Raw genomic sequence first — 26,851 nt, forward strand, 5'->3', positions numbered from 1 at the left:
GAGAAAAGTGCCGGACCAATGGCGGAGTCGGGGCTCGAAGCCATATTGATGCAGAACCGCGGGGCGTTGCTCCGCTTCATCGCCGCGCATGGCGGGGGCGAGGAGGCGGAGGACATCCTGCAGGAATTGTGGATGCGTGTCCGGGCCAGCCCGCCGACGAAGCCGATCGCGCAGCCGCTCTCCTACCTCTATCGCGCCGCCAACAATCTGATGCTCGATCGCTATCGTTCGGCCAGGCAGGCGGCGAAGCGCGATGCCGATTGGTCCGACGCCGCCGTGACCGAGGCGGGCCGATCCGACGAACCTTCCACCGAACGCGGCCTGATCGCGCGCGAACAGCTCGATGCCGCGCAGGCCGAACTGGATGCGCTGGGGGAGCGGGCCGCGGCCATATTCCGAAGACATCGTATCGACGGGGTCGCCCAGCGCGATATCGCGCGCGAAATGGGGGTGAGCATCAGCACGGTCGAATCCGATCTCCGCCGCGCCTATCGCGCGATGATCGATCTCAGGAGGCGCTTCGATGAGGCTTGAGGCGAAGGACTCCGTCTGGTCATTCGGAGGCATGGAATGACGATCGAAGACGAGGCGCTGAACTGGGTGATCCGCTTGCGCGATCCCGGTTTCGAGGATTGGGAGGCGTTCGGCGAGTGGATGGCCGGCGATCCCGCGCGTGCCGAAGCCTATCATGCGCTGGCCGTCGCCGAAGAGGATCTGGGCGAGATGCTGCCGGCCGAAGCCGCGCCGACGCTCGCGCCTTCGGTCATCGTGCCGAGCATCGGGGAGGCCGCGCGCCTGCGCCACGGCCGCCGTACCACCCGCCGCCTGTGGCTGGGCGGGGCGCTGGCGGCTTCGATCGCGGCGCTGGTCGGCACGAACATGCTCGATCACAAGGGCGGCGACATTTCGGTCGCGACCGCGCCCGGCGAACGCAAGACCGTGCCGCTGGCCGATGGCAGCCGCATGATCCTGAACGGCGATACGGTCGTCCGCCTCGACAGCGGCGATCCGCGCATGGCGACGCTCGATCGCGGCGAGGTGCTGTTCGAGATCAAGCATGACGAGAAGAACCCGTTCCGCGTGTCGGTGGGCGGGGACGAACTGCTCGACGTCGGCACCGCGTTCAACGTCGTGCGCGGGCATGGCGTGACGCAGGTCCAGGTGTCCGAAGGCGCGGTGATGTACAATCCGGACAGCGATGCGGTGCGGCTCGATGCCGGCAAGTCGATCCGGATCGAGGGCGATCGGGCGACGGTGGGGTCGGTCGTGCCCGGCGATGTCGCGGCATGGCGCGACGGGCGCCTGATTTCGGACGGGCAGACGATGGCCGAGGTTGCGGCGCAACTGAGCCGCTTCACCGGCGAGCGCGTGTCGGCCGCGCCCGACGTCGCGGGTCGGCCGTTCCGCGGCGTTCTGTCGCTGGGTGCGAGCGAGGACATCGCCGCGCTCGGGCCGATCCTGGGCGTCGCCGTCCATCGCACGCCGAAGGGATGGGAGCTGGCTGCACGCTGACGATGAAGCGGGTCGGGGTCATCCTGTCGGGGATCGCGCTGACCGTCGCCGCACCGGCGGCGGCGGAACGGTTCGACCTGCCTGCGGGAAGCCTGCGCGACGCCGTGGGCGCGATGGCGCGGCAGGCGAGCGTCAACGTCGCGGTCGACGATCAGGCGCTGTGGCTGCGATCGGTGCCCGCCGTCCGCGGTGATATGAGCGCGGGCGCCGCGCTGCGCCGGATGCTGGCCGGAACCGGCGCGAAGGTCCGCCGGGTCGACGCGCGCAGCTGGCGGGTGTCGCTGGCGCCCAAGGCTGCGCCCCGCCGCGCATCGACGATCCGCATCGCCGAACTCCCGCCCGCGCCCGACGACATCGTCGTGAGCGCCAGCAAGCGCGACACGCGGCTGCGCGACTTTGCCGGATCGGTCAGCCTGCTCGACGGGCGCGACCTGATGTTCGGTGGCGAGCAGGGGATGGAATCGATCCTCGCGCGGATGGCCAGCCTGTCGTCGACCCATCTCGGCGCAGGGCGCAACAAGCTGTTCATCCGGGGCATCGCCGACAGCAGCTTCACCGGCCCGACGCAGGCGACCGTCGGCCAGTATCTGGGCGATCTGCGCCTGACCTATAACGCCCCCGATCCCGACCTGCGCCTCTACGACATCCGCGCGGTTGAGGTGCTGGAAGGGCCGCAGGGCACGCTCTACGGCGCCGGATCGCTGGGCGGGATCATCCGGATCGTGGCGAACACGCCCGATCTCACCCGGCCGTCGGGCAGCATTTCGGGCGGCCTGTCCGTGATCCAGCATGGCGATCCGGGCGGCGATATCGGCGGGACGATCAACCTGCCGGTCAACGAGAAGGTGGGCCTGCGCGTCACCGGCTATGGCGTGCGCGAGGGCGGCTATATCGACGATGTCTGGCGCGACCGGAAGGACGTGAACCGCACCAATATCGGCGGCGGCCGCGCGACCCTTCGGGTGGCGCCGGGCGACGGCTGGACGATCGATCTTGGCGGCGTCTTTCAGGATACGGACGGCCGCGACAGCCAATATGCCGATCGCGGCGATCCCCCGCTGACCCGCGCCAGCCGCACCGATGGCGGCTTCGATGCAGACTATCTGCTGGGGCAGCTGGTGGTCGGCAAGACGTGGGACGACCTCTCCTTCCTGTCGTCGACCGGCTATGTCCGCCAGCGGCTGGCCGAACGTTATGACGCGACCGCGACCGGCGGGCCGGACCGCATCTTCCTGCAGCGCAACCGCACCCGCATGTTCGCCAGCGAGAACCGGCTGTGGCGGCCGATGGCGGACGGCGTCGGCTGGGTCGCGGGGATCAGCTACACACGCAACCGCACCTATCTGGCCCGCGCGCTCGGCCCCGTCGGTACGCCGCCGCCGTCGACCGGCGTGGTCAACCGGATCAGCGAACTGACCGGCTATGGCGAGGTGAGCGCCGCGCCGCTCAACGGCCTGACGCTGACGGCCGGCGCGCGCTACACCCATGCGCGGCTGTCGGGCGACGGCGCGGACGTATCGCCGCTGTTCGCGACCGCGCTGGCGCGGGCGGGGGTGGTGGCGAGCCGCCGCGAGAACCGCTTCCTCCCCTCCGCATCCATATCGGGCGCGGTGATGCCCGGCCTGCTGCTGTTCGCCCGCTACCAGCAGGGATTCCGCCCCGGCGGCCTTGCGATCGAAGGGCCGATCGTGCGCCGTTTCGACAGCGATCGGGTGCGCACGATGGAGGCGGGGCTGCGCTATGGCGAACATGGCCGCGACCCGTTCGACCTGAGCATCAGCGTCGCGCACACGCGCTGGAACGATATCCAGGCCGACTATGTCGACAGTTCCGGCCTGCCATCGACCGCCAATATCGGCGACGGGCGCATCTGGTCGATCAGCGCGGCGGCGGGCTGGAAGCCGGTGCCGCGCCTGCTGATCGAAGCATCGGCGGCCTACAACAACAGTCGCGTCACCAATCCTTCGCCCTCCTTCACATTGTCGATCGTCAACAGCCTGAACTTTGCGGCGCTCGGGACGATTTCGAGCGGGGTCGTCACCAATGCGGTCGCGGTGCGCGCGGCGGCGGGGATGCGGCAGATCCCCAATGTCGCGCGGCTCTCCGGCCGGATCGGCGTCGACTATAGCGTGCCCGTCGGCGACGTGATGGACCTGCGCGTCGGCGGGTGGCTGCGCTATGTCGGCAAGTCGCGGCTGGGCATCGGCCCGGTGCTGGGCGAGGAACAGGGCGACTATATCGATAGCGCGCTGACCGCGCGGCTGGGGACGGCGGAGTGGGGCGTGACGCTGGGCCTCACCAACCTGACCGACGAGATCGGGAATCGCTTCGCACTCGGCACCCCCTTCGCGGCGGGCGGCGGGCGGCAGATCACGCCGCTCAGGCCCCGCACGATCCGGCTGGGGATCGATCGCGCCTTCTGAAAGATTTGATCTTCACTGGATCATAAAATCGCGCGACACTTTTCCGACAAGAGAATCGGGAGAGCCACCATGTCGACGCCCAAACTGCTGATCGCCGCCTCTTTGCTTTTGCTCGCCGCCCCCGCGCAGGCGGCCGCGCCGATCGCGGGCAACTGGATCACCGACGGGGGCAAGAACATCGTCACCATCGCCAAATGCGGTGCGGCGCAGTGCGGCAAGATCGTGAAGGTGCTCAAGACCAAGCCCGGCGAACCTTCGTATCCCGGCGCGCTGCTGCTGTCCGAACTGGTGGATTCGGGCGGGATGTGGACGGGCAAGATCCACAATCCGGGCAACGGCAAAAGCTACAAGGCGAAGGTGAAGGTCAATCCGGACAAGACGCTGAGCGTGTCGGGCTGCGTCGCGATGTTCTGCAAGGATATGGTGTGGACGCCGGGGGCGTGATGCTTGTGTGAAAGGCGAAGGCCACAATGGTTGTGGCTTTTGTGGCCTTTGCGATTTTCGACATTGCAAGGCGTGGGGGCGGTATCCTCTAATCGCTCAGTTCGCCATTCTGCCGTTGTCAGCTTTCGCCTCTTTTCGGATCGACGCCAAATCACATTGAGGTCCGGCAAATATAATGAGCAGCACTGGTACGACGAAGATCAGCCACGGCAGCAAAAGCATGCTCAGTTTGGCTGGTGAATAATGAGGGGATATTTTCAGCCAAGCAGCGATCGAAGCCGAGATGACTATGGCCGCAAAAACGGTCGCAGCCAAAATTATCAGGCCATTATTCTCGCAGTTCCATCCTCTCGGATCCGACATTCCGATAAGGATAAAGAAGAAGATTGCAGGAATGGCGGATGCGATGCTCACAAGGGTGAGGATCATTTTTTCCATAGTTCGAGCCGTGCAAAAATTGGTGACGCGAGAGTTCTGGTAAAACGACGGTTACCCTATTTCAGGAATGCCATTCGTAAACTTGGTTCGACCCCTAACCTGAAGGTGAAAAAAGAAGAAGCGGGACCCCGGATCAAGTCCGGGGTGACGGCAGGGGAGGGCTTCCATTTTCAACCTCGTCATTGCGAGCGGAGCGAAGCAATCCATTCGAACTGCGGAGTGGATTGCCGCGTCGCCTGCGGCTCCTCGCAATGACGGTGGTGGCATAAAAGCCCATGTCCTGCTCCCCCTTCAGCACATCAACTCCCAATAGAACAAAAGAAGAACATTGTCAAGCCCGCGCGAAAAAGTTTCGGAAGGGTCCAAGGCTGCGTCCGCGTCGCTCCGTCCTGATCGGTGAACGAGGGGGAAGACCCCCGGCCACGGAAAGGGACCCTGTCCGACATGCGTAAATTGCTGACTTCGACCTGCCTTGTCTCGATCGCCGCGATGATGCCGATGGTGGGCCGCGCCGAGACTTTGGTCGATGCCAAGCGCACCGATCCGGTGCGCACTTCGACGATCAAGGCGGGCGCCGCCGACGATGTTCGCGTGACCAGCGCGGGCAATCTGAACCCGACCGCAGGCACCGCGCTGCTGATCGACAGCGCCAACAAGGCGACCAACGAGGGCACCATCCAGATTACCAATGCCGATGGTTCGGTGGGCATCGGCGCGGCCGCCGGCGCGGCGGGCACGATCACCAATTCGACCACCGGCAAGATCATCATCGACGAAACCTATGCGCCGACCGACGCCGACAATGACGGCGATATCGACGGGCCGTTCGCGGCGGGCAGCGGGCGGGCGGGCATCCGCACCGCAGGCGCGTTCACCGGCGACGTGATCAACAATGGCGCGATCACGGTCGAGGGCAATGACTCGCAAGGCATCGATCTGCGCGGGGCCCTGAGCGGCAAGCTGACCACCGACGGCACGATCGCGGTGACGGGCGATCGCACCGTCGGCGTGCGGACCGGCGCGATCAGCGGGCCGGTGCGGATTGCGGGCACGATCACCGCACAGGGGCAGGGCGCCCGCGCGGTTTCGATCGAGGGCGATCTGGCGGGTGCGCTGGTGGTGCAGGGGGCGCTGACGTCGACGGGCTATCGCACGACGACGGTGCCCGCCGACACGAGCAAGCTGGACGCGGACGACCTGCTGCAGGGCGGGCCGGCGCTGGCGATCCAGGGTGACGTGCTGGGCGGCGTGATCCTGGCGGTGCCGCCCAAGGACAACAGCACCACCGACAATGACGAGGACAAGGACGGGATCGAGGACAGCAAGGAGGGGACGGCCGCCGTCACCTCCTATGGCGCGGCGCCGGCGGTGCAGATTGGTGCTGCCAACCGCGCGGTCACGATCGGCCCGGTCGCGGGCACGGGCAGCGGCCACGGGCTGGTGATCGACGGCGCGGTGCTGGGCGCGGGGCTTTATGCCGGCGTCAACGGCACCGGCGTGCAGATCGGCGGGCTTGGTGGTGCGGTGACTATCGCCGGCGGCATGACCGTGAACGGCAAGGTCGACGCGACCTCCAACGGTGCGACGGCGACGGGCATCCGCATCGGCACGGGCGCGACGGTGGCGCAGGTGCGCGTGGCGGGGGCGGTTTCGGCCGCGGGCCTGAACGCCACCGCGATCCAGCTCGAAGCCGGTTCGGCGACGTTCAACATCGCCAACAGCGGATCGATCAAGGCGACCGCGACGTCGGCAGGCACGGCCTATGCGATCCGCGATCTTTCGGGCGAACTCGACCTGATCGACAATAGCGGCGCGATTTCGGCCAGCGGCGGGACGACCAATGTCGCGATCGACCTGTCGGCGAACACGACCGGGGCGCGGATCGGCCAGACGGTGGTGGCGACGGGCGTGGCCGCGCCGTCGATCACCGGCGATATATTGTTCGGCAGCGGCAGCGACGTGCTCGACATCGCCGACGGTTCGGTGAAGGGCACGACCCGCTTCGGCGCGGGGGCGAACCAGCTGACGATGTCGGGCGACGCGACCTATGACGGCGCGGTCAGCTTCGGCGGGGGCAACGACATCGTGTCGATGTCGGGCACGACCGCGTTCAACGGCAGCATCGATTTCGGCGGCGGCAGCGACACGTTGGTCCTGAACGGCACCGCGCGCTACACCGGCGGCCTCACCAATGCATCGGGCCTTGCGGTGACGATCAATGGCGGGCGGCTGGATGCGGGCAAATCGACCGCGTCGATCGCGTCGCTGTCGGTGGGTGCCGCGGGCACTTTGGGCGTCACGATCGACACCGCGTCGCGCACCAGCACGCTCTATCAGGTCGCGGGCAATGCGAGCTTTGCGCAGGGCGCCAAGGTGGCGGTGCGGATCGACGGGATCGCCAATGCGGAAGGCCGATACACCTTCCTGCGCGCCGGATCGGTGACGGGGGCGGCGGCGCTCGCGACCAGCGACACCGTGCTGCCCTTCATGTTCAAGAGCAGCATCGTGACGACCACGCCCAACGAACTGGCGGTGGATATCGCGCGCAAGAGCACGACCGAACTCGGCCTCAACCGATCGCAGGCGAGCGCGTACAACGCGATCTACACCGCGCTGGGCAAGGATGCGAAGGTGGCGGGCGTGTTCCTCGACACGACCGACGGCACCCGCTTCCGCAAGCAGCTGCGCCAGATGTTGCCCGATCATGCGGGCGGCAGCTTCGAAACGGTGACGATGGGGTCGCGCGCGACCGCGGGCTTCCTGCAGGATCCGAACTCGCCGTTCAAGGATGAGGGCAATTGGGGCTGGTTCATCCAGCAGGTCGGCTGGGGCACGTCCAAGAGCCTCGACGACACGGCGGCCTATGACATCACCGGCTGGGGCCTGATCGCCGGTGGCGAGATCAAGACCGGGACGGTCGGCAATTTCGGCCTCTCGCTCGCCTATCTCTACGGCCAGAATGCCGATGGCGGGACCGACAACAAGGTCGACGCCGGGCAATATGAAGTGGCAGGCTACTGGCGCGGCACGTTCGGGCCGATCACCGGCTGGGCGCGCGGTTCGTGGGGCCATGTCGATTTCAAGGGCAAGCGCCGCTTCGACGGGCTGATCGGTAACGAGGCGGTGGCGAGGCGCGCGCGGGGCGACTGGAGCGGCCAGCTCGTTTCGGCTTCGGGCGGGGTGAACACCACCTTCCAGATGGGCAGCTTCAGCCTGCGTCCGGTCGCGGCGGTCGATTATTACCGGCTGAAGGAGAAGGGCTATGCCGAACGCAATGGCGGCGATGCTTTCAACCTGATCGTCGCGGGGCGGACCAGCGACGAACTGGCGGTGACGGGCACGGTCGCGGCGGGCTTCGACTTTGGCGGATGGGACCGGGATTCGGGCTGGTTCCGCTTCGAAGTCGAAGGCGGTCGGCGCGAACTGGTCGGCGGATCGCTGGGCAAGACGACGGCGAGCTTCGCGGGCGGGCAGAGCTTCACCCTGACGCCCGAGGAGCGAACGAGCGGCTGGGTCGGCAAGGTCCGCGCGATCGGCGGCAATGGCGACTTCCGGATCGGCAGCGAGGCCGGGGCCGAGCAGCAGCAGGGGCGCGTGGCGCTGTCGCTGCGCGCGAGCCTGGTGGTCGGCTTTTAACTTTTAACCAGTTCCCCTCCCGACCCCGGAGGGGTGGAGGGCGGGCAGCCCCCCTCGGCCAACCGCGACCCCAGGCCGAACGCCCGCCCTCCGACTTATTGCCTCCCCTCCCTGTAAGGGAGGGGAGCGTTAGGGTAAACCATGCCCCCGGCATGGTTTAGAAATGTCCGGGGGACATTTCGGCCCTAACGCTAGGGGTGGGTTGCGAGCGTAGCGAGCAATCTCGCTCGTCTCGTAAAGCTACGCCTTCGGGCTTCGAGCCCTCGGCTGCGCCACCCACCCCCTTCCCCTCCCTTGCAGGGAGGGGGGATTTTCAGGCAATCGCCTCGAGCGCCGCCAGGATCTGCCGCCGCCGCGTCGGCTCTCGCGTCACTTCCAGCATCGCGCTCAGGCTTTGCTTGGCGCCGGCGGTGTCGTCGGCGATCAGGCGGAGGCGGGCGAGTTCCCACCAGCCCATGCCGTCTTCGGGCGCGAAGATGGTCATGCGTTCGTAGAGCGTGGCGGCGCGCGCGATATCGCCGCCGCGTTCGGCGCGCGACGCCTGGTTGAGGAGCAGGCGGACCAATGTGCCGCGATTGCTCATCGGCTCCGCGCCGCCATCGCCCGCCTCCATCAAAGCTGCGAGCTTTTCGTCGCCCACCGCCGCACCGCCCGAAAAGGGATCGACCAGCAGGGTCGCCTCGGGCGTGGTCAGGCGGACGAGGACGTGGCCGGGTGTGTTGAGCGGTTCGGCCTGCCAATCCATCGCGCGGGCGAGCGCGACGTAGAGGATCGAGAGGCTGACCGGCAGGCCGCGCCGCCGATCGAGCACGCGGATCATGTCCGCATTGACGGGCGCGTCGTAACTGTCGCGATCGCCCGCAAAGCCGAATTCGTCGGCGATCACCTGCGCCAGCGCGGCGCGCTGTTCGCCGACGATGACGGCCGATCCGCCGACGACCAGGAGCCTCTGCTCCATCTCGTCGAGCAATTGCTGATAGGGGAAGAGTTCGAGGCCGGGATGATCGAGCGCGCTGAGTTCGAGCGCGGCATTGTCGAGCCGGATCTCCTCATCGTCGACCAGCCCGAGCCAGGTGATGCTTTCGTTCATCGCCTCAACATGGTCGCGGTGGGGGCGACGCGCAACCGCATGCCCCCACCGGTCCCTCCTGAAGCGATCAGAACTTCTTCGTAACGGTGCCGATCACCTGGCGGCTCTGGCCGAAGAAGCAGCCCTGCGGGGTGCAGCGGCCGGCATAACGCTTGTCGAAGATATTGCTGCCGTTGATCGCGAAGCGCCAGCCGGGGATGTCATAGTGGATCGCCGCGTCGAACAAAGTCGTCGACGGGCTGATCAGCGGGTTGCTGACCGACTGGTTGCCCCAGCTGGAGCTGAGATAGCGCACGCCGCCGCCGAGGCCGAGGCCGGCGAGCGGGCCGGTCGCCTTGGTGTAATCGACGAACAGGGTCGCCTTGTGCTTCGGCGTCGCGGGCAGGCGGGCGCCGCGCTGATCGACCTCGTTCGCCTTCGACACCTTGGCATCGGTATAGGTGTAGGAGGCGTTGATGCTCAGCTGCTGCCGGATGCGGGTGACGAGTTCGAGCTCGACGCCCTCCGACTTCACCTCGCCGGTCTGGACCTGCGCGGTGGCGGGGATGCCGCCGGTGCCCGCGCGCGGATCGAGCGTCACCACATTCTGCTGTTCGATGCGGAAGACCGCAGCGGTCGCGAACATCTTGATGTCGTCACCCAGGCCGCGCGCGTCATATTTCACGCCCGCTTCCCACTGCTTGCCCTCGGTCGGCTTGAACAGGGTGCCGTCAACCTGCGCGCCGACGATCGGCTGGAACGAGGTGGCGTAGCTGACATAAGGCGCGATGCCGGCTTCGGTGACGTAGGTGCCGCCGACGCGCCAGGTGAACTTGTCATCCTTCAGCTTGGTGATGGGCGGGAAGGCGTAGCTCGTGCGCTCGATCCAGTCCTGACGGCCGGCGAGCGACAGGATGAAGCCGCCCATCTTGATCTGATCCTGCGCGTACAGGCCGCTCTGCTTCAGACGGACGTCGAGATAGGGCGCGCCCAGCGCCAGCGGGGCGATCGGCGTGGTGCTGTACACCGGGTTGAACAGATCGATGCTGGTCGCGCCGCCGAAGGCGAAGGCCGCGTCGTTGCGATAGTTGCGATAGTCGAAGCCGGCGAGCAGGCGATGCTCGATCGTGCCGGTCGCGAACTTGGCGTCGAAGCGGTTGTCGATCGCGAACTGCTTGCTGTTTTCCGCCGACGGGAAGTTGGCGCGGGTGACGGTGCGGTTGTTCGCGCCGAGGCCGGTCGGATAGACGACCTGCTGATATTCCTCATAATCGCGCCAGCTGGCATTCTGCGTGAAGGTCACGGCGCTGCCGAAGCGGTGCGTGAACTCGTAACCCGCGCTCCACTGCTTGCGGCGGTAGAAGTTGTAGTCGGGTTCGCCCAGGTTGATGCTGCGGCGGACCTTGCCGATCGGATTGTCGAACAGCACGCCGTTGGCGGGCAGGAAGCCGTTGGTGTCGCCGCGCACCTTGTCATGCTGGTAGAAGCCGAGGCCGGTGATCTTCGTGTCCGGGCCGATGTCCCAGGTGAGCGCGGGCGCGATATAGGTGCGCTTTGCGGTGACATAATCGGTCTGGCTGTCGCGATCGCGATAGAGGCCGGTGATGCGCGCGCTGATGCCGTTGGTGAGCGCGCCCGTCATCGTGCCGGCGATCTGCTTGTAATCGTCGGTGCCGTATTTCACCTGGATTTCGCCGTCGGTGCGCGACGAGGGGCGGCGGCTGGTGAGGTTGTAGATGCCGCCCGGCGGGGTGGTGCCGTACAGGACGCTGGCGGGGCCGCGCAGGATGTCGATCGCCTCGAAACCGTACAGCTCCGCGCCGACATTATCGATGGTCGAGCTGACCGGCGCCTGCAGGCCGTCGATATATTGCGTCGGGATGAAGCCGCGCTGGCGCAGGAAATCGAAGCGCAGATCGGGGCCGTAATTCTCGCCCACCGCGCCGGCGGTGTAGCGGACGGCCTGCTGCACATCGATGAAGTTCAGAAGATCGATCTGGTCGCGCGAGATGACCGAGACGGACTGCGGCGTTTCGATCAGCGGCACGGTCGTCTTGCTCGCGCTGATCGCGCCCGATGGGACGAAGCGGCGGGCGGTGACGATGATCGCGCCATCATCCTGCTGCACGGTTTCGAAGGTCTTGTTGTCCTCGACCGCGGGCTCGCTCACGTCGGTCTGCGCCTGCGCCATCACGGGCAGGAGGGCAGCGGCCCCGGCGAGAAGCAGCGAAGCGAAACGAATGTCGGACATGGGATACCCTCTTAAAAATCGCCGCGAAACGATCGTTGCGGTGCCGCGATAAAGCGCGCATTGCGGCAAATGCGAATAAGTTGCAATAGCTGGAAAAGGTTTGCGTAAGCTTGGTGGTGAGTGTGGCATTTTTGCATGAGCGTGCAGGGGGCGAGTGAATGGCGATCGTGAGTGCGGCACCGGAGGGGGCAAGCGGGGCGTCGATCAAGGCGTGGACCTTGCCCGCTCTGTTCACCGTCGCCTTCCTGGGTGTGACCGCGGGCGTGCAGATGAGCGACCGGGGGCTGCAGGCGATATTGCTCGGCCCGATCCAGACGAGTTTCGGGGTGAGCGACGCGACGATCGGCGCGTTGCAGGGGCTGGCCGGGGTTCTGGTGGGCGCGGCGCTGGCGGTGCCGGTGGCGCGGCTGGCGGATCGTTTTTCGCGCAAGCTCGTCCTGCTCGGCCTGATCGTCGCGTGGACCGCGCTGATGATCGTGAGTGCGATCGCGCCGGACTTTCCCCTGTTCTTCGTCGGGCGTGCGGCATCGGGCGTGACCGAGTTCGCAATGATCCCGATCGTCTATTCGATGATCCCCGATCTCGCCCCCGAACGACATCGCGTCGCTGCCAATCTGACCTTCGCGGCGCTGATGGCGGCGGGGGCGAGCGCGGGCTTCTATTATGGCGGGGCGATCGTCGATGCCGCCGTGGCGACGATCCCCTTGAGCGTAGAGCCGTGGCGCAAGGCGATGCTGCTGCTGTCGGCGGGCGGGGTGCCGCTGTTCCTGCTGGGTCTGCTGACGGTCGATCCGCCGCGCCACATCGTCGCGGCCGATGTCGAGACGGGCGGATCGCTCGCGCTGTTCCTGCGCGAACGCTGGCAGGCGGTGGGGCTGTTCGTGGGCGTGGCAGGCAGCCTGATGATCGCGGTGCAGGCGCTCAACCCGCTGATCGCGCTGGCGCTCCAGCGGCGCTTCGGCGCGGACATGGGGGTGATCGGGCATGCGCTAGGCATCGTCACGTTGGTGACGAGCATCGGCTGCCTGCCGGTCGCGGGCTGGCTCGATCGCGTGCTGCGACGGCGCTTCGGCTTTGCGGCGCGGCCGATGATCATGGGGGCGGGCGCAGTGGGGGCGATCCCCTGCGCGATCCTGTTGGCGGTGGCGGGCGACGTCGATCGCGCGCTGATCTGGGTCGCGGCCTTCCTGTTCCTCACCTGCACGGCCAACGCATTGGTGCCGACGATGCTGCAGGATCTGACGCCTGCGTCGCTGCGCGCGCGCAGCTTCGCGATCTGGAGCTTCGTCGTCTCGGTCTTCTGCGCGATCGGCCCGCTGATCGCGGGGGCACTGTCGGATCAGGTGCTGGAAGGCGCGCTGCTGAGCGCGATTGCGGTGACGGCGGTGCCGGCGCTGGTGCTGTCGGCGCTGTGCGCAGCGCGGTCGGTGGGGCGGGATTAGGCGGCCTTATACCGATGCACCGTTCAATTCTGGCTCTCCGCGCCGATCAGTACATAGAAATCGTCGGACACTTTCGACTTTATACAGGAAATGGTCGCGCGAGGCGCGCTTGATTCCAATGTCAGTTGCTGGCCGTGGGACATACGGAAGTCGTCCCAACGGAATTTCCGTATCCCGCACGACAGCATTGCCTCGCTGAACTCATCGACGTGATCGCGGCCGCTGAAAGGATGTCTCCCCGCACCAATCAGTCTGGCTCCGTTGGCCAGCGTCCTTGGCGGTTTTGGGACGTCTGGAAAGCTGATAACGATCTTTGTCGGTGTAGCTTGCGAAGCAGGCAGAGTGCCGCTCGTTCCAAAGAGCGCCGATAAAGCGAGTAGAAGACGGGAGCGAACCATAACCTACCTATGAACCGGTCCGAATATTGCGCAACCGGATCGTTAACTGACCAATCGCGGGTACGCGGTCGGATCAAGTGCTGGCGGGCGCGCTGCTGTGGGGCGGGGTTAGGCGCGCACCGGGGCGATCACAAAACAGACCAATAAACTGGGTACGAGCGCGGCTGTCCTATCAAGCCCTGACCCGGAGTCTGATCTTGCGCACTCTGTTTCTGTCCGTCGCCATTCTGGCCGCCTCGTCCGCTTTGCCTGCGGCGGGCCAAGCCCAGCAGGCCGACGGGAGGATCGGGGCCGGGGGCCAGATCAAGGCCGGACAGAAGGCGAAGAACGTCATCCTGTTCCTGGCCGATGCCGGTGGCGTCCCGGTGATCAATGCGGCGAGCCTGCTCGGCTATGGCGAGCCGCTTCGGCTGAACGTCCAGAAATGGCCGCATCTTGGGCTGAGCGAGACGTCGCCGGTCGACGCCTTCGTTTCGGATTCGGCCAACGGCATGAGTGCGATCGTAACCGGCGTGAAGACCCACAATGGCGTGATCAGTCAGGGGCCGGACGGCGTGCGCGGGAAGAAGGACGGCACGCCCGCCAAGACGGTGCTGGAATATGCGGAGGAGCACGGCCTGCTGACGGGCGTGATCACGACCCAGTCGATTGCCGATGCCACCCCGGCCGCGACCTACTCCCATTCCAACGATCGCGGCAAATGGGGCGAAATCTTCCCCCAGGCCTTTTCACCCCGTTTCGGCGACGGCGTTGACGTCATGTTCGGCGCGGGCCGCCAGAAGATCGGCGAGCAGATGGCGACGGCCGGGACCAGCTTCGATCAGCTCAGCCGGACGCATGGTCGCCCGATCTATGGGGCATTGGCCGATGTGCCGGCGTCCGCGAAGCGGCCGATCGTCGTGAGCGACACGATGGATGTTCGCGCAGCCACGTTCAAGGCGCTCGATATTCTGCAGAAGGGCCCCAAGGGCTATCTGCTGGTGGTCGAATGGGATGCGCATACCGACGATCCGCGCGAAGGCCTGCAGAACGTCGTCGATTTCGACAAGCTGATCGCCGAAGTCGAGAAGCGCGTCGACCTGAATGACACCCTGCTCGTCTTCACGGCCGACCACAGCTTCGGTCTGCAGGTCGATGGTGGTCGCCGTGGCGAAGATGTTCTGGCGGGCTACGATGCCTGGAAGACGGCGCCGAAGGACAAGGAAGGCGGCATCGTCAGGCTCAAGAATGTCATGGTCAACGATACGCATACCGGCGAGGAAGTCCCCGCATTGGCGATCGGCGCGGGCGCCGAGCGTGTTCGTGGCTATTTCCCGAACACCCACTTGTTCGATGTGATGATGCAGGCCTGGGGCTGGAAGGCGGATGCGGCCTCAGCCAAGTGAGTCGGGGTGGTCTGCCGGGGCCACATTTGGGGCGATGTTTGTGGGGACTACAAATGTCGTCCAGCATCCATGCGTTGGTGCAGGATGCGGATAATAGCGATCCCATAGCTTGTCGGGCGAAAATAGATGACGTGCTGCTCAACAGAGCGCCGCCGATAGCCGGGCCGGATATGGTCGCAGCCTTGCGCCAATCGGGGTGCTTCGGCGAGGTTCGAACAGGCGGCTTCGATGAGGTCGGTGTATCGGATCGCCTGCGCCAGACCCCATTCGGCTACCGTGTAATCGAACATTTCCTCAAGATCGCGCTGCGCCCTTGGGCTGAGGCGATATTCAGCCATGCTGGGCGGTTTTGCGTCGCTTGAAGGCTGCGAAGTCGAAGCGTTCGGGTTCGCCGCTTTGTTCGCCCTCGATCAGCGCCTGGCGGATGCTTTCGATCTCGAAGTTGCGTTCCTGCGCGCGGCGGATGAGGTCGCGGATGGCTTCGCTGTCATTGGTATAATGGCCGGCGTCGATCTGCGCGGAGATCCACGCATCCTGCTGCTCAGTGAGGGTGATTGTCTTGCGCACGGTCGCCACCGCAACCTCCAATGATCATACTATTGGTGTAATATATCACACTAAGCGTGATCGATGAAGTCTACCGAAGAAGTAGCTGGACCCCGGGTCAAGCCCGGGGTGACGTTGGTGTGGAGGCGGGGTCAGGCCACCCGGTTTGCATAGTCCTTTGCGCGCTGCGCGAGTTGGGCCTTGCGTTCGTGGTGGGTGAGGAAGCGGGTTTCGGGGGGTAGAACCGACTTCAAATCCGCCAGTTTGACGACCTTGGTGCTGACAACCGTGCCGTCTGAGGAGGTCGTGCCTTTCGGCAAACCCTGCCAGCGGCATTGGTATGTGCCGGCGTCGATGCCGTCCGTATCCAGCCAGTTGTGGACGCCGGGATCCTGTGCGGAGACGATGAAGGTGTAGGTGCCGTCGGCGTTGCGATCGGCCTGGTGGCCGGTGAGGCTCGATTGCTTGGTGACGTAGTTGCGCGCGACCGCCCACGGATCGCACAGCTGGAAGTTGAAGTAGCGTGCGCCGATCGCGTCGAGGGTGATGACCCACGCCTCGTCCTTGCCCAGCTTGAAATTGCCCTGCTGGGTGCAGCCCCAGCCGGTGACGCGCAGCCACGGCTGCGGCACTTCGTTGACCGGGCGGGCATAGACATGGCTGACGACCCAGGCGAGCCAGTAGGGCGTGATCATGTCGAGCATGTCCGCCGCGCGTTTCGCCAGCGCGGCCTCGTCGGGCAGGCCCGGACCCGAGGGCGGATCGAGGCGGCGGATATCGAGGCGGACGGGGCGCTCTGTCGACCAGTCGGACATCGAATCGCGGCCGAGCAGGTGGAGCCCCTTCATGTCGGCCGGGGTGGTGATGTGGTTGGGACGGCCGTTCGCAGGCGTGCTGTCGATCGTGATCGTGAAGCTGCCGTCGGCGGCGATCTCCAGCGTGTCGCTGCTGGTGCCCGACAGTTCGGCCATCGTGCCCTTTTCGTTCATCGCCTGGGTGATGCCGGGGATGGAGCGGAACAGGACGAGGGTGTGCTGCTGCGGCGCCTTGCCGACGATCTGGCCCTTGATCTCGTAGCGGACGCCGCCGTCGACCTGCGCCATGCGGTAGATATTGTCGGGATTGTCGAGGCCGTAACCCGATCCGGGCACGTCGAGGCCCATCCACTGATGCTCGGCGCAGGTCGACCAGAGGAGGATCGGATTGTCCGAATCCTCGATCGTCGCGAACAAAGCCGCGGTCATCGCGAAATGCGACGAGGCGCGCTCGATCGACGCCTTGCCCGCCGCGGTCTTGCCGAGATCGTGGTCGGCGTAGAGCTTTCGCACGCGGGCGAGCGCGTCCTGCATGGGCTGGCTGGCGAGGAGCTTGATCGCCAGGGCTTCGCGTTCGCGCTGGCCGGGGGTGGCGAGGATCGTCTCGGTCATCGGGTTTCTCCTCAGGCCAGCAGGTCGCCGAAGCGATCGGTGTAGAAGGCGAAGTCGGCGCGGATGCGTTCGGGCGTCAGGCCGAACTGCTCGGGCGTATATTTGTGCGAACCGTGCGCGCCGGTGGCGTTGGTGTTCGAATAAGCGCGGACCGCATCGGCGTAGCTGTCGGTGAAGGGGAGCTTGAGGCCATCGTATGTGGCTTCGAGCGCGGCGATCGGATCGCGGTTGAGCGCGTTCTGGCTGATGTCGACGAAGCGGGCGTCGCCCAGCGTATCGCGCGCCTTCATGGCGTTGCGCATCCCGTCGAGCAGGTGGGTGTAGATCTCGTTCGCGATGGTCGGCATGCCGATCCGATCGACCGTGCCCGGCGGATAGAAGTGGGTCACGAAGCTGATGTAGGACGGCAAAGTCTTCACCGGATCGCGGTGCGTGAAGACGTAGCGGACGTCCGGGTACACATCCGCGATATCGGGCATGTGGAATTTGTAGTGCGGCGCCTTGAGCAGCCAGGGGCGCGGCGTGTGATGCGCCTGCAGGATCTGGAGCGCCTTCTTGTGGAAGGCGTAAGCCGGGCGCGCATCGGCATAGCGCCACCAGGTGCGATAGCCGCCGACCGGCAGCGTATTGTGCTGCGCGAGGAAGCCGAGGCCGATGATGTCGTGATCCTCCTCGGTCGCGTCGATTTCGTACAGGTGCATCGCCATCTGATCGGGATTGGCGGCGACGAAGCTGGTCTGGCGCTCGATCGTGGCGATGCGGCGGGGGTCGTTGTCCTTGTCGCCGGCAAATTCGGTGTACCAGGGATCGATCTGCTCCCACGGCGGCAGGCTGCGGAACTGCGGATCGAGCGACATCATGTTGGCGAGCGCGGTCGTGCCGGTGCGGGGCAGGCCGGTGATCATGATCGGATCTTTGATGTCGGCGGCGCCGGGATGATCCTTGTGCCACGCCTGGACGCGCAGGCGGCTGACCAAGCGGCGGACGAGGACGTCGAGCACGCCGATGCGCGACGGCTCGTCAAGCTGCGCATCCTCGTCGAGGCTCTGGAGCAGGCGGGCGAGGCCGGCGGTGAAGGCGGGGTCGCCGAAATCGTCGAGCCCGGTACGTTCGGATGCGGTGGCCAGCAGCGCATCGACCGGGGGCCATCCGTCCTTGAGATGCGCGAGCAATTCCGCATCGGGCGCGCGCGCCTGCAGGACCAGCGTGACCATCCACCTCTCTCCCTTATCGTTGGTGGCGAGGGATGCGGCTGTGATGCACTGGGCGCAAGTTACGGCGTTCCGGATACGCCATTCCGGAAGTTGTCAGCCCTCGCGCGATCCGGCAACCATGATGGCAAAGCATGGAGAGGGATATGAGCAAGACGGTACGGATCGGCGGCGCTTCCGCCTTTTTCTCGGACAGCACCTTGTCGGTCGCGCAGTTGCTGGCGGCGGATCCGGCGCCGAATTATCTGATGTTCGACTTCATGTCCGAAGGCACGATCGGGATGATGGCGCGCAGCCTCGCGGTCGATCCCGACGGCGGCTACATGCGCGATTTCGCGACCGTCCACATCGCCAATAACCTGAACGACATCGTCGCCAAGAAGGTGAAGCTGATCGCCAATGCGGGCGGCATGAACCCGAAGGGGTGCGCGGCCTTTGTCGAGAAATTGCTCAAGGAGCGTGGGGTCGACCTGAAGGTCGCCTATGTCGAGGGCGACAATCTGACCGGCCGTGGCGAGGAAATGCGCGGCATCAAGGAGATGTTCTCCGGCGCGGGCTTCCCCGAGAAGGTCGACAGCATCAACGCCTATCTGGGCGCCTTCCCGATCGCCGCCGCGCTCGATGCCGGGGCGGATATCGTGGTGACGGGACGCTGCGCGGACAGCGCGCTGGGCCTCGGCCCGCTGATCCACGAATTCGGCTGGAAGGCCGATGAGTGGGACAAGATTTCGGCGGGAACGCTCGTCGGCCACCTGCTCGAATGCGGATGCCAGGTGACGGGCGGGACGTTCACCGATTGGGAGGACGTGCCCGATTGGGTCGACATCGGCTATCCGCTGGCCGACGTGTCCGAGGATGGTTCGTGCATCATCACCAAGCCCGAGGGGACGGGCGGTCTGGTGTCGGTGGGCACGGTCGCCGAGCAGCTGCTTTACGAGGTGAGCGATCCGCAGGCGTATATCGTCGCCGACGTGGTCTGCGACTTTTCCGACGTGAAGCTGGAGCAGGCGGGCAAGGACAAGGTGAAGGTGTCGGGCGCGCGCGGCTATCCGGCGACCGACAGCTATAAGGGCGTGGCGAGCTATCCGATCGGATATCGCGGCACCTACAGCCAGGTTATCATCGGCATGGACGCCGCCGCCAAGGCCAAGCGGATGGGCGAGGCGCTGGTCGAGCGCGGGCGCAAGATCCTGCGCGGGCGCAACATCGCCGAGTTCGATCGCGCCGATGTCGACATGATCGGATCGGAATTCGCCTATGGCCCGGCGGGCAACAGCGGCGCGCGCGAGGTGATGATGCGCGCCTCTGTCGACCATGCCGAACAGGCGCCGGTCGAACTGTTCCTGCGTGAGGCGAGCGCCACGACCTCCGCGATGGCGCCGGGTGCGACCGCGACGAGCGGGCGGACTTTGGTGCCGCTGTCGAAGCTGTTCCTGTTCCTGGTGCCCAAGGCAAATGTCGATGTGAAGGTGACGGTTGCGGGCAAGACGATCGTGATGCCCAAGGCCGAAGCGCATCCGTTCGATCCCGCGACGATCGCGCGGCCGACGCGGCCCGAGCCGGTGGCGACCGGCGCGGGCTGGGCGGAGGTGCCGCTGATCAAGCTCGCCTGGGGCCGCAGCGGCGACAAGGGCAACCTCTTCAACGTCGCCGCGATCGCGCGCAAGGATGCGTATCTGCCGTATATCCGGGCAGCGCTGACGCCGGAGAGCGTCGGCCAGTGGTTCGGGCATCTCTACCCCGAGGGCGTCAAGCCGCGCGTGACGATGTTCGACGTGCCGGGCTTCAACGCGATCAACTTCGTCGTCCATGACTCGATGGACGGCGGCATCCTCGTCTCTCCCAAGGTCGATAGCGCGGCGAAGGGTATGGCGCAGCAGTTGCTCGAAATGCCGATCAAGGTGCCGGCGGAATTGGCCTAACTTCCAGATCCTCCCCCGCCAGGGGGAGGATAAGAGGTTAGAGCGCCCGTCCCGCGATGAAGCCGCCGATCCGGTCGCAGGCCGCGCGCAGTTTCTCGCCCATCGCGATCACCGCGTCGCCCGCGATCGGTTTGACGAAGCCGGCGAGGCTTAGGCCGAAGGCGACTTTGCCCGGCGCGCCGAAGACGGGCGCGGTGACATAAGCGAGGTTGTAACTGTCGCCGGGCACCACTTCGGTCTGCGCATAGTCGGTCATTTCGGGGCGGTTCTGGAGTGCGTGGGCGACCGCTTCGTCATCCAGCGGCACCGTGCGCACGCCGAAGGTGTAGCCGTTCGCGCGCAGGAAGCCGAGCGAGGACAGCAGCCGATCGCGCTCTGCGGCGTCGAGCGGCGGGTTCGCTTCGGCGATCCAGCGGTCGAGTTCGTCCTGCTGCCACGCGAAATAGATGCCGCCCAAGGGCGCGCGCGTCGGCGTGTTGAGCAGGTAGCGCGCATTCCAGTTGACGTGCGACAGCGCCGCCGCGCGCTCGCGGATCACGCTTTCGCCGTCGACCAATTGATAGGCCGAACAGACCACGTCGAATTCGTCGGCGAGCAGTCGCATCTCCGGCCGCGCGACCTGCATCACCAAAGCGGGGGCGAGCGACGCCTGCGCCATCCGCGCGAGCGCGGGGCCGAGAACATAGGTCTTGCCCATCGTGCGATAGACGAACTCGGCCTCGCTCAGCGAGATCAGCAGGTTGTGGCAGGTCGCGCTGCTGATTTTCAGCGACTTGGCGATTTCCGTCAGCGTGAAAGCCTGTTCGGGGTGGCTGGCGAGGAAATTGAGGACCGCTACGGCCCGCGCGACGGGCGGCGACATGTGCGGGGCGGGTGCGGATTTGGCCATATGCGCCGGGCGTAGCAAGCGTAAGGGACAAGCGCCACTGGCTCCGGCAGATAATGTTCTCGATATTTCGAAAAGAAATTATGGAATCATTGACAGCCGGTCCGGCGCGCAGCAAGGATCGGGCACGAAATCGAGCTTTTGGGAGAGAGCAAGTGGCCGGGCTGGAACTGATCGACGCCGATGCGCATGTGAATCCGCCGCCGACCTTCTGGGACGATTATCTGCCCGCCGCCTTCAAGGATCGCGGGCCGAAGATCGAGGAAGGGGCGGCCGGCGAGGCGCATGACTGGGTGGTGTTCGAAGGCAGCCGTAAGCCGCTGAACCTGATGTCGTCCACGGTCGCGCAAGGCCGCGAGTTCAAGCCGGTCGGCCGCAAGAGCGATATTCAGGCGGGCAGTTGGGAACCGGCGGCGCGGCTGCAGGACATGCAGAAGGACGGCGTGGGCCGCGCGGTGTTGTTCGGCGGCGGGCCGCTCGGTGCGCTCGACAACGATCTCTATATCGCCAGCTTCGACGCCTATAATCGCTGGCTGGCGGACTTCTGCGCTTATGATGCGAAGCGGCTCGTCGGCGTCGCATACCTGCCGATGCAGGATATCGACCAGTCGATCGCTATGCTCAAGGATGCGGCGAAGCGCGGGCTGAAGGCGGTCAACATCCCCGCCTTCCCGCAATCGAAGAAGGGCACCGCTGGCGGCGGTTTCGCGGCGCAGGTGCTGGCGTTGTCGGGCGATCCGGACGGCGATCTGCAATATGACAATCCGGAGTTCGACCGTTTCTGGCAGGCATGCGTCGATCACGACATGGCGATCACGATCCATCTGGGCGCCCGCGTCGCGCGGCCGCAGATGACGCGCTTCCTGCCCAACCTCGTCATGTCGAAACTGTGCATGGCCGAGCCGATCTCGATCATGATCTTCGGCGGCGTGTTCGATCGCTTCCCGACGCTGCGTTTCGGATCGATCGAGAGCGGGGTCGGCTGGATGTCGTGGATGGCCAAATATATGGACGATATCTACGACAACCAGCGCCACTGGCTGCAGCTGGAGCTGAAGGAACGGCCGAGCTTCTACATGGACCAGAACGTCTATGGATCGTTCATCCGCGATCCCGTCGGCGTGCTGAACCGCCATTTGCCCGGCGGGAAGAATATCATGTGGTCGACCGACTATCCGCATTCGGAAACGACGTGGCCGGACTCGCTGGCGGTGATGGCCAAGCAGTTCGGCGGGCTGACCGAGGCGGAGTATCGCCCGATCGTCCACGACAATGCGATGCGGTTTTTCGGGTTGGGGGCGTAACTTTCCTCCCCTCCCTGCCTAGGGAGGGGCAAGGGGGTGGGTGCGCGCGTCTGCGCGCCAAAAGACTCTCTGCCGCTCGCAAATAGAAAAGGCCGGGGGATCGACCCCCGACCTTTTCTGACCCACCCCCAACCCCTCCCTGGGCAGGGAGGGGAGACGATTTGGGAATCCACGCACATCGGTCGCGCGCATTTTCGCGGAAGCGCGCGGTCCATCCGCTTGACCTCACCCCTGCGAACGTGAACCCCTAGGCCCGAGAGCCGCACGAGCGGCCGGATGATCGGGGGATGCATGGCGAGCGCGACAGACGAACAGACCTATCCGTCGCCGGTCGCGGCGTGGAGCGCCGTCGCGATCCTGTTCACGCTGTCGATCGTGTCGATGCTCGATCGCAACCTGCTGTCGCTGCTGGTGCCCGAGATCAAGGCCGATCTGGGGATCAGTGAGGTCGAGGCGGGGACGCTGATGGGCATGGCCTATGCGCTGTTCTACGCGCTGGGCGCGCTGCCGCTGGGCTGGGCGATGGATCGGTATAGCCGGCCCAAGGTGATCTGGTTCGGCGTGACATTGTGGTCGATCGGGACGGTGGCGTGCGGGTTCGCGCGCAGCTTCTGGACCTTCTTCGCGGCGCGGGCGACCGTGGGCGGGGGCGAGGCGACGATCGTACCGGGCACCTATTCGCTGCTGCCGGACATGTTCCCGCGCCACAAGCTGGGCTTCGCGATGTCAATCTTCGCGATGTCGTCGAAGGTGGGGGCGGGCGCGTCGCTGGCGCTGGGCGGGCTGCTGACCGCGCTGATCGTGCCGGCGGCGGCGTTCGGCGTGCCGCTGCTGGGCGAGATGAAGGGGTGGCAGCTGATCTTCATCGTCGCGGGTGTGCCCGGCCTGCTGCTGGCGCTCATGGTCTTCCTCGTGAAGGATCCGCGCCGGGGACGCGCGGCGACGGGGCAACCGGCCGCCAATTTCGCCGATTATGGCCGCTTCGTCTGGGCCAATCGCCGCTTCATCCTGTCGCACCATATCGCGATCATGCCGCTCGTCGCTTTGATCTTCGGTTTCTATGCGTGGCTGCCTTCCTTCTATCAGCGCGTCCACGGGCTGACCCCGGCGGAGCTGGGCGGGTGGCTGGGCCTCGCCATTTCGACCGGGCCGGTGCTGGCGCTGCCGATCCACGGCCTCGTCACCGATCGCTGGTTCCGTTCGGGGCGGAGCGACGCGCATCTGCGCTATCTGATCGGATCGCTGCTGCTGTCGCTGCCCTTCGCGATCGGGGCGTTCGTGGTGGCGTCGCCTTATGTCTCGTTCGTGATGATCGGCATCTTCTTCTTCGCGGCGTCGGGCTATCTCAGCCTGCCGACGGTGACGCTGCAGCTTGTCCTGCCGCACGATCTGCGCGGCAAATCGGCGGCGGTGGTGCTGATGATGAACGGGATCGTGGGCGCTGGCGGCGGGCCGATGGTGGTCGCGGCGTTGAGCGAGAAATTGGGCGGGCCGGATCAGGTGGGGCTGTCGCTGATGATCTGCGCCGTCGTGGCGCTGTCGCTGACCGCCTTCCTCTATCTGTTCGCGCTCAAGCCCTTGCGCGCGATGCTGGCGCCGCGTGCCGCCTGATCTGCCGGGCATGAGCGCGGTCGCCGGGCTGCGGCCGACGCTGGCGCGGATGAGCCTGTGGACGGGCGATGCCGATCGACTCGCGGCATTCTACGCCGATCTGTTCGGGTTCGAATTGGTCGCGCGGTCAACGTTGCGGCCCGAAATGTCGGGCGCGTGGTATCTCGAGACCGAAGACGTGATCGAGGTGCTGCTGCTGCGCGCGCCGCGGGGCGACACCGAACTCGGGGTCAGCGCGGTGAAGGGGCGGGCGCTGCCGCAGGGGCCGACGATGCGCGAGGCGCCGCTGGCGGGATCGGCCTATCTGGTGCTGTACGTCCCCGATCTCGACGCGGTGATCGCCAAGGCGCAGGCGGCGGATTGCGGCTTCAACCGCGCGCCTAAAAGGCTGAGCGACCCGCAAGGCCGCGTCTATTATGAGATGGCGATCTACGATCCCGACGGGCGCGTGCTGCTGGTGGTCGAGGATGTGGTGTAGCCGAAGTATAACGGCAGGCCGGGTTCGGGCCAGTCCATTGCGATGAGCTTGCCGGACGCGGCCAGCGTGATGAAGGCGGTGCGCATGTCCGCGCCCCCGAACGCGATATTGGTGACGTAGAGATCGTCGATCGGGGTGAATGCGGTGCCGCCATCGGGGCCGATCGTGGTGATCCCCCCGGTCTTGAGCGTGCCGACGCAGATATTGCCCGATGCGGTGACGGCGAGGCTGTCGAAGCGCGTGTCGCCGGGCGCGGTCGCGACCCATTCGGGTTTGCCGAGGACGCCGGGCGCCTCGACCGCGAAGCGCCACAGCCGCGCCGACTGGGTTTCGGCGACATAGACGAAGCGTTCGTCGGGCGAGAGGCCGATGCCGTTATACGATATGCCGCCGCGATACCCCGCGACGCAGGTGCCGTCGGGGCGCAGATAGCAGACTGCGCTGGTTTCGACCGCGCCGTCGATCGTCTTGCCCATGTCGGTGAACCACAGCCCGCCCGCCGCATCGAAGACGAGATCGTTGGGCGCGCGTAAGGGACGGCCATCGGCATGGTCGCACAGGCGTTCGATCTTGCCGGTCGCCGGGTCGACGCGCTCGATCCGGCCGGTATCGGGGGCGCTGAGGCCGCGCGTCCAGTCGATCCCGCCATTGTTGGCGACATAGAGCGCACCGTCGGGGCCGATCTGCGCGCCGTTCGGGCCGCCGCCGGGGGTGGCGATCACCTCCGACCTGCCTTCGCCCCAGATGCGGCGGACGGTGCCGGCGCGCAACTCGACTACGACGACCGATTCGTCGGGCATCACGACCGGGCCTTCGGGAAAGGCGAGCCCTTCGGCGAGGATTTTCATAGATTCTGTCTATCAAGAATGAAGTCTGCCGCGCGTTCGCCTATCATGATCGCGGTCGCGTTGGTGTTCGCGCTGATCTGGCGCGGCATGATCGATGCGTCGGCGACGCGCAGGCCATCGACCCCGCGCACGCGCAGTTGCGTATCGACCACGGCATCGTCGTCGCTGCCCATCCGGCAGCTTCCGACCGCGTGGAGGCCGGTGCGGCACACGGCTTTCAGCGCGTCGACGATCTCGGCATCGGTCATGTTTGATCGGAAGGGCGGGGCGTCGCTGACGACGTGGCTCGCCAGCGGTTCGGTTTGGTAAAAGCGTTCGGACAGGCGGACCGCACCGATCAGCGCCTTCACGTCGCGTTCGTCGCCCATCATTTGGAAGTCGATCTTCGGCGCGCTTTCGACCGATGCGTCGCGCAGCGAGATGCGGCCGCGCGAATGAGGCCGCGCGACGACCGCGCCGAGGCCGACGGCGGGCTTGGCGTGCATCACCGGCGGCATCTTCGTCAGGTCCATCGCGAAGGGCAGCCAGCTCATGTGCAGATCGGGCCGGGCGAGCCCGGGATCGCTCTTGAGCCAGCCCATCACCTGCACCGAAGGCGCAGCCAATGGCCCGGCGCGGCGCAGGACGAAGTCGATCACGTGCTTGATGCCGTGCCGCACGTTCATCTCGCTATTGTAGGTCGGCACGTCGACATGCTTGGCGATTGCGAAGCCGATATGCTCCTGCAGATTGCCGCCGACCTGTTCGCGATCGGCGAGCACGTCGATGCCGTGATCGCGAAGCTGCGCGGCGGGGCCGATGCCGGAGCGAAGCAGGACGAGCGGCGACTGCATCGTGCCCGCGCTGACGATCGCCTCGCGCGTGACACCGATGTCGTGCGACTGGCCGTCCTTGACGTAGCGCACGCCGGACACGCGCTTGCCGTCGAACAGGACGCGATCGACCCGCGCGCCCGTGATGAAGCGAAGGTTCGGGCGGCCGAGCGCGGGGATAAGGTAGGCGCGCGCCGAACTGACGCGCATGCCGTTGGCCTGGCTGCCGAGCGCATAATAGACGCCTTCGCCATCGCCTGCGGCATTGTGATCGGGCAGGTGCGGAAAGCCGAGCGCCTCGCCCGCCGCGATTACGTCCTTGGCGAGCGGGTGGGGCTTCTTCATTGGGGAGACCGAGAGCGGCCCCATCTGCCCCAGCGCGCCGTTGCCGGGGCCGGTATAGCCCTCCAGCCGGCGGAAGAAGGGCTCGACATCGGACCAGCCCCAGCCGGTCGCGCCCATATCGACCCAGTCGTCATAATCGCCGCGCCGCCCGCGAATATAGACCATGCCGTTGATCGAGCTGCCCCCGCCCGCCATCCGGCCGGCGTGCCAGAACAACTGGCGGCCATCGATCGACGGATCGGGCTCGGCGCGGAACAGCCAGTCGAAGCGCGGGTTCGCCATCAACAGCTTGGTGACGCCCGGTATCTCGCGAAAGCGGGTCGGCTGCTCGACGCCCGCATCGAGCAGGGTGACGCGGTTGTGTGGATCCTCCGACAATCGCGCGGCGAGCGCGCAGCCCGCGCTCCCGGCGCCGATCACCACATAATCGCTGTCGGCGTCGTTGCGCGCCATCATCCCCGCC

The 26,851-nt window shown here is 66.1% G+C and carries 21 protein-coding genes; 11 read left to right on the forward strand and 10 right to left on the reverse strand.

Annotated features, from left to right (window positions below; genetic code table 11):
• The first annotated feature begins 18 nt into the window (after positions 1-18).
• The 4 genes from EOD43_RS04690 to EOD43_RS04705 all read left to right on the forward strand — a co-directional run bounded on the left by EOD43_RS04690 (position 19) and on the right by EOD43_RS04705 (position 4,379).
• Entirely contained in the window at positions 19-534 is a 516-nt protein-coding gene (locus tag EOD43_RS04690) for an RNA polymerase sigma factor (RefSeq protein WP_127741538.1), read from the forward strand.
• A 36-nt stretch (positions 535-570) separates the two neighbouring features.
• Positions 571-1,512 carry a FecR family protein gene (locus tag EOD43_RS04695; RefSeq protein WP_240653081.1) on the forward strand — a complete coding sequence of 314 codons (942 nt, stop codon included), beginning with the start codon at positions 571-573 and terminating at the stop codon, positions 1,510-1,512.
• A 2-nt stretch (positions 1,513-1,514) separates the two neighbouring features.
• On the forward strand, positions 1,515-3,935 hold the full coding sequence (locus EOD43_RS04700; RefSeq protein ID WP_127741540.1) for a TonB-dependent receptor: 2,421 nt from the start codon (positions 1,515-1,517) through the stop codon (positions 3,933-3,935).
• A 69-nt stretch (positions 3,936-4,004) separates the two neighbouring features.
• A complete protein-coding gene (locus EOD43_RS04705) occupies positions 4,005-4,379 on the forward strand; it encodes a DUF2147 domain-containing protein (RefSeq protein ID WP_127741542.1) in 375 nt (124 codons plus the stop codon).
• A 96-nt stretch (positions 4,380-4,475) separates the two neighbouring features.
• Here EOD43_RS04705 and EOD43_RS04710 read toward each other — a convergent pair whose 3' ends face one another.
• The gene (locus tag EOD43_RS04710; RefSeq protein ID WP_127741544.1) at positions 4,476-4,817 is read right to left on the reverse strand and encodes a hypothetical protein; all 342 of its coding nucleotides are present in this window, start codon (positions 4,815-4,817) and stop codon (positions 4,476-4,478) included.
• 444 nt (positions 4,818-5,261) lie between these two features.
• Between EOD43_RS04710 and EOD43_RS04715 the strand changes: the two genes are divergently transcribed.
• The gene (locus EOD43_RS04715; RefSeq protein ID WP_127741546.1) at positions 5,262-8,453 is read left to right on the forward strand and encodes an autotransporter outer membrane beta-barrel domain-containing protein; all 3,192 of its coding nucleotides are present in this window, start codon (positions 5,262-5,264) and stop codon (positions 8,451-8,453) included.
• A gap of 313 nt (positions 8,454-8,766) precedes the next feature.
• Here the strand turns inward: EOD43_RS04715 and EOD43_RS04720 are convergent, their stop codons facing one another.
• A complete protein-coding gene (locus EOD43_RS04720) occupies positions 8,767-9,543 on the reverse strand; it encodes a SirB1 family protein (RefSeq protein WP_127741548.1) in 777 nt (258 codons plus the stop codon).
• Between the two features lie 67 nt (positions 9,544-9,610).
• Positions 9,611-11,773, reverse strand: coding sequence for a TonB-dependent siderophore receptor (locus EOD43_RS04725; protein ID WP_164857094.1), 2,163 nt, complete (start codon positions 11,771-11,773; stop codon positions 9,611-9,613).
• 158 nt (positions 11,774-11,931) lie between these two features.
• On the opposite strand from EOD43_RS04725, the gene EOD43_RS04730 reads away from it, so the two are divergent.
• Both EOD43_RS04730 and EOD43_RS04735 read left to right on the forward strand, forming a co-directional pair.
• Positions 11,932-13,215 (forward strand): MFS transporter, encoded by a 1,284-nt coding sequence (locus tag EOD43_RS04730; RefSeq protein WP_127741552.1) that lies wholly within the window; start codon positions 11,932-11,934, stop codon positions 13,213-13,215.
• Positions 13,216-13,810: 595 nt separating this feature from the next.
• A complete protein-coding gene (locus EOD43_RS04735) occupies positions 13,811-14,998 on the forward strand; it encodes an alkaline phosphatase (protein ID WP_206363487.1) in 1,188 nt (395 codons plus the stop codon).
• 47 nt (positions 14,999-15,045) lie between these two features.
• Here EOD43_RS04735 and EOD43_RS04740 read toward each other — a convergent pair whose 3' ends face one another.
• The 4 genes from EOD43_RS04740 to EOD43_RS04755 form a co-directional block, all read right to left on the reverse strand.
• On the reverse strand, positions 15,046-15,336 hold the full coding sequence (locus EOD43_RS04740; protein ID WP_127741554.1) for a type II toxin-antitoxin system RelE/ParE family toxin: 291 nt from the start codon (positions 15,334-15,336) through the stop codon (positions 15,046-15,048).
• Entirely contained in the window at positions 15,329-15,574 is a 246-nt protein-coding gene (locus EOD43_RS04745; RefSeq protein WP_127741556.1) for a type II toxin-antitoxin system ParD family antitoxin, read from the reverse strand. Before EOD43_RS04745 ends, EOD43_RS04740 begins: the two co-directional genes overlap by 8 nt.
• Before the next feature lie 122 nt (positions 15,575-15,696).
• A complete protein-coding gene (locus tag EOD43_RS04750; protein WP_127741558.1) occupies positions 15,697-16,971 on the reverse strand; it encodes a DUF1214 domain-containing protein in 1,275 nt (424 codons plus the stop codon).
• 11 nt (positions 16,972-16,982) lie between these two features.
• Positions 16,983-18,185, reverse strand: a complete 1,203-nt coding sequence (locus tag EOD43_RS04755; protein WP_127741560.1) for a sulfotransferase family protein — start codon at positions 18,183-18,185, stop codon at positions 16,983-16,985.
• A gap of 143 nt (positions 18,186-18,328) precedes the next feature.
• On the opposite strand from EOD43_RS04755, the gene EOD43_RS04760 reads away from it, so the two are divergent.
• Positions 18,329-20,104, forward strand: coding sequence for an acyclic terpene utilization AtuA family protein (locus EOD43_RS04760; protein ID WP_240653082.1), 1,776 nt, complete (start codon positions 18,329-18,331; stop codon positions 20,102-20,104).
• 37 nt (positions 20,105-20,141) lie between these two features.
• On the opposite strand, the gene EOD43_RS04765 is transcribed toward EOD43_RS04760, so the two are convergent.
• Positions 20,142-20,993, reverse strand: coding sequence for an IclR family transcriptional regulator (locus EOD43_RS04765; protein WP_127741564.1), 852 nt, complete (start codon positions 20,991-20,993; stop codon positions 20,142-20,144).
• 152 nt (positions 20,994-21,145) lie between these two features.
• Here EOD43_RS04765 and EOD43_RS04770 point away from each other — a divergent pair, with 152 nt between their 5' ends.
• The 3 genes from EOD43_RS04770 (at position 21,146) to EOD43_RS04780 (ending at position 24,383) form a co-directional block, all read left to right on the forward strand.
• Positions 21,146-22,294 (forward strand): amidohydrolase family protein, encoded by a 1,149-nt coding sequence (locus EOD43_RS04770; protein ID WP_240653083.1) that lies wholly within the window; start codon positions 21,146-21,148, stop codon positions 22,292-22,294.
• 291 nt (positions 22,295-22,585) lie between these two features.
• Complete coding sequence (locus EOD43_RS04775) at positions 22,586-23,905, forward strand: MFS transporter (protein ID WP_164857095.1); 1,320 nt, start codon at positions 22,586-22,588, stop codon at positions 23,903-23,905.
• Between the two features lie 10 nt (positions 23,906-23,915).
• Positions 23,916-24,383 (forward strand): VOC family protein, encoded by a 468-nt coding sequence (locus tag EOD43_RS04780; protein WP_127741570.1) that lies wholly within the window; start codon positions 23,916-23,918, stop codon positions 24,381-24,383.
• Here EOD43_RS04780 and EOD43_RS04785 read toward each other — a convergent pair.
• The gene (locus EOD43_RS04785) at positions 24,335-25,231 is read right to left on the reverse strand and encodes an SMP-30/gluconolactonase/LRE family protein (RefSeq protein WP_127741572.1); all 897 of its coding nucleotides are present in this window, start codon (positions 25,229-25,231) and stop codon (positions 24,335-24,337) included. The two genes, EOD43_RS04780 and EOD43_RS04785, sit on opposite strands and share 49 nt — an antisense overlap.
• Positions 25,228-26,844 carry a GMC family oxidoreductase gene (locus EOD43_RS04790; RefSeq protein ID WP_127741574.1) on the reverse strand — a complete coding sequence of 539 codons (1,617 nt, stop codon included), beginning with the start codon at positions 26,842-26,844 and terminating at the stop codon, positions 25,228-25,230. Before EOD43_RS04790 ends, EOD43_RS04785 begins: the two co-directional genes overlap by 4 nt.
• Between the last annotated feature and the right edge of the window lie 7 nt (positions 26,845-26,851).

Source organism: Sphingomonas crocodyli (assembly GCF_004005865.1).
GTDB classification, from domain to species: domain Bacteria; phylum Pseudomonadota; class Alphaproteobacteria; order Sphingomonadales; family Sphingomonadaceae; genus Rhizorhabdus; species Rhizorhabdus crocodyli.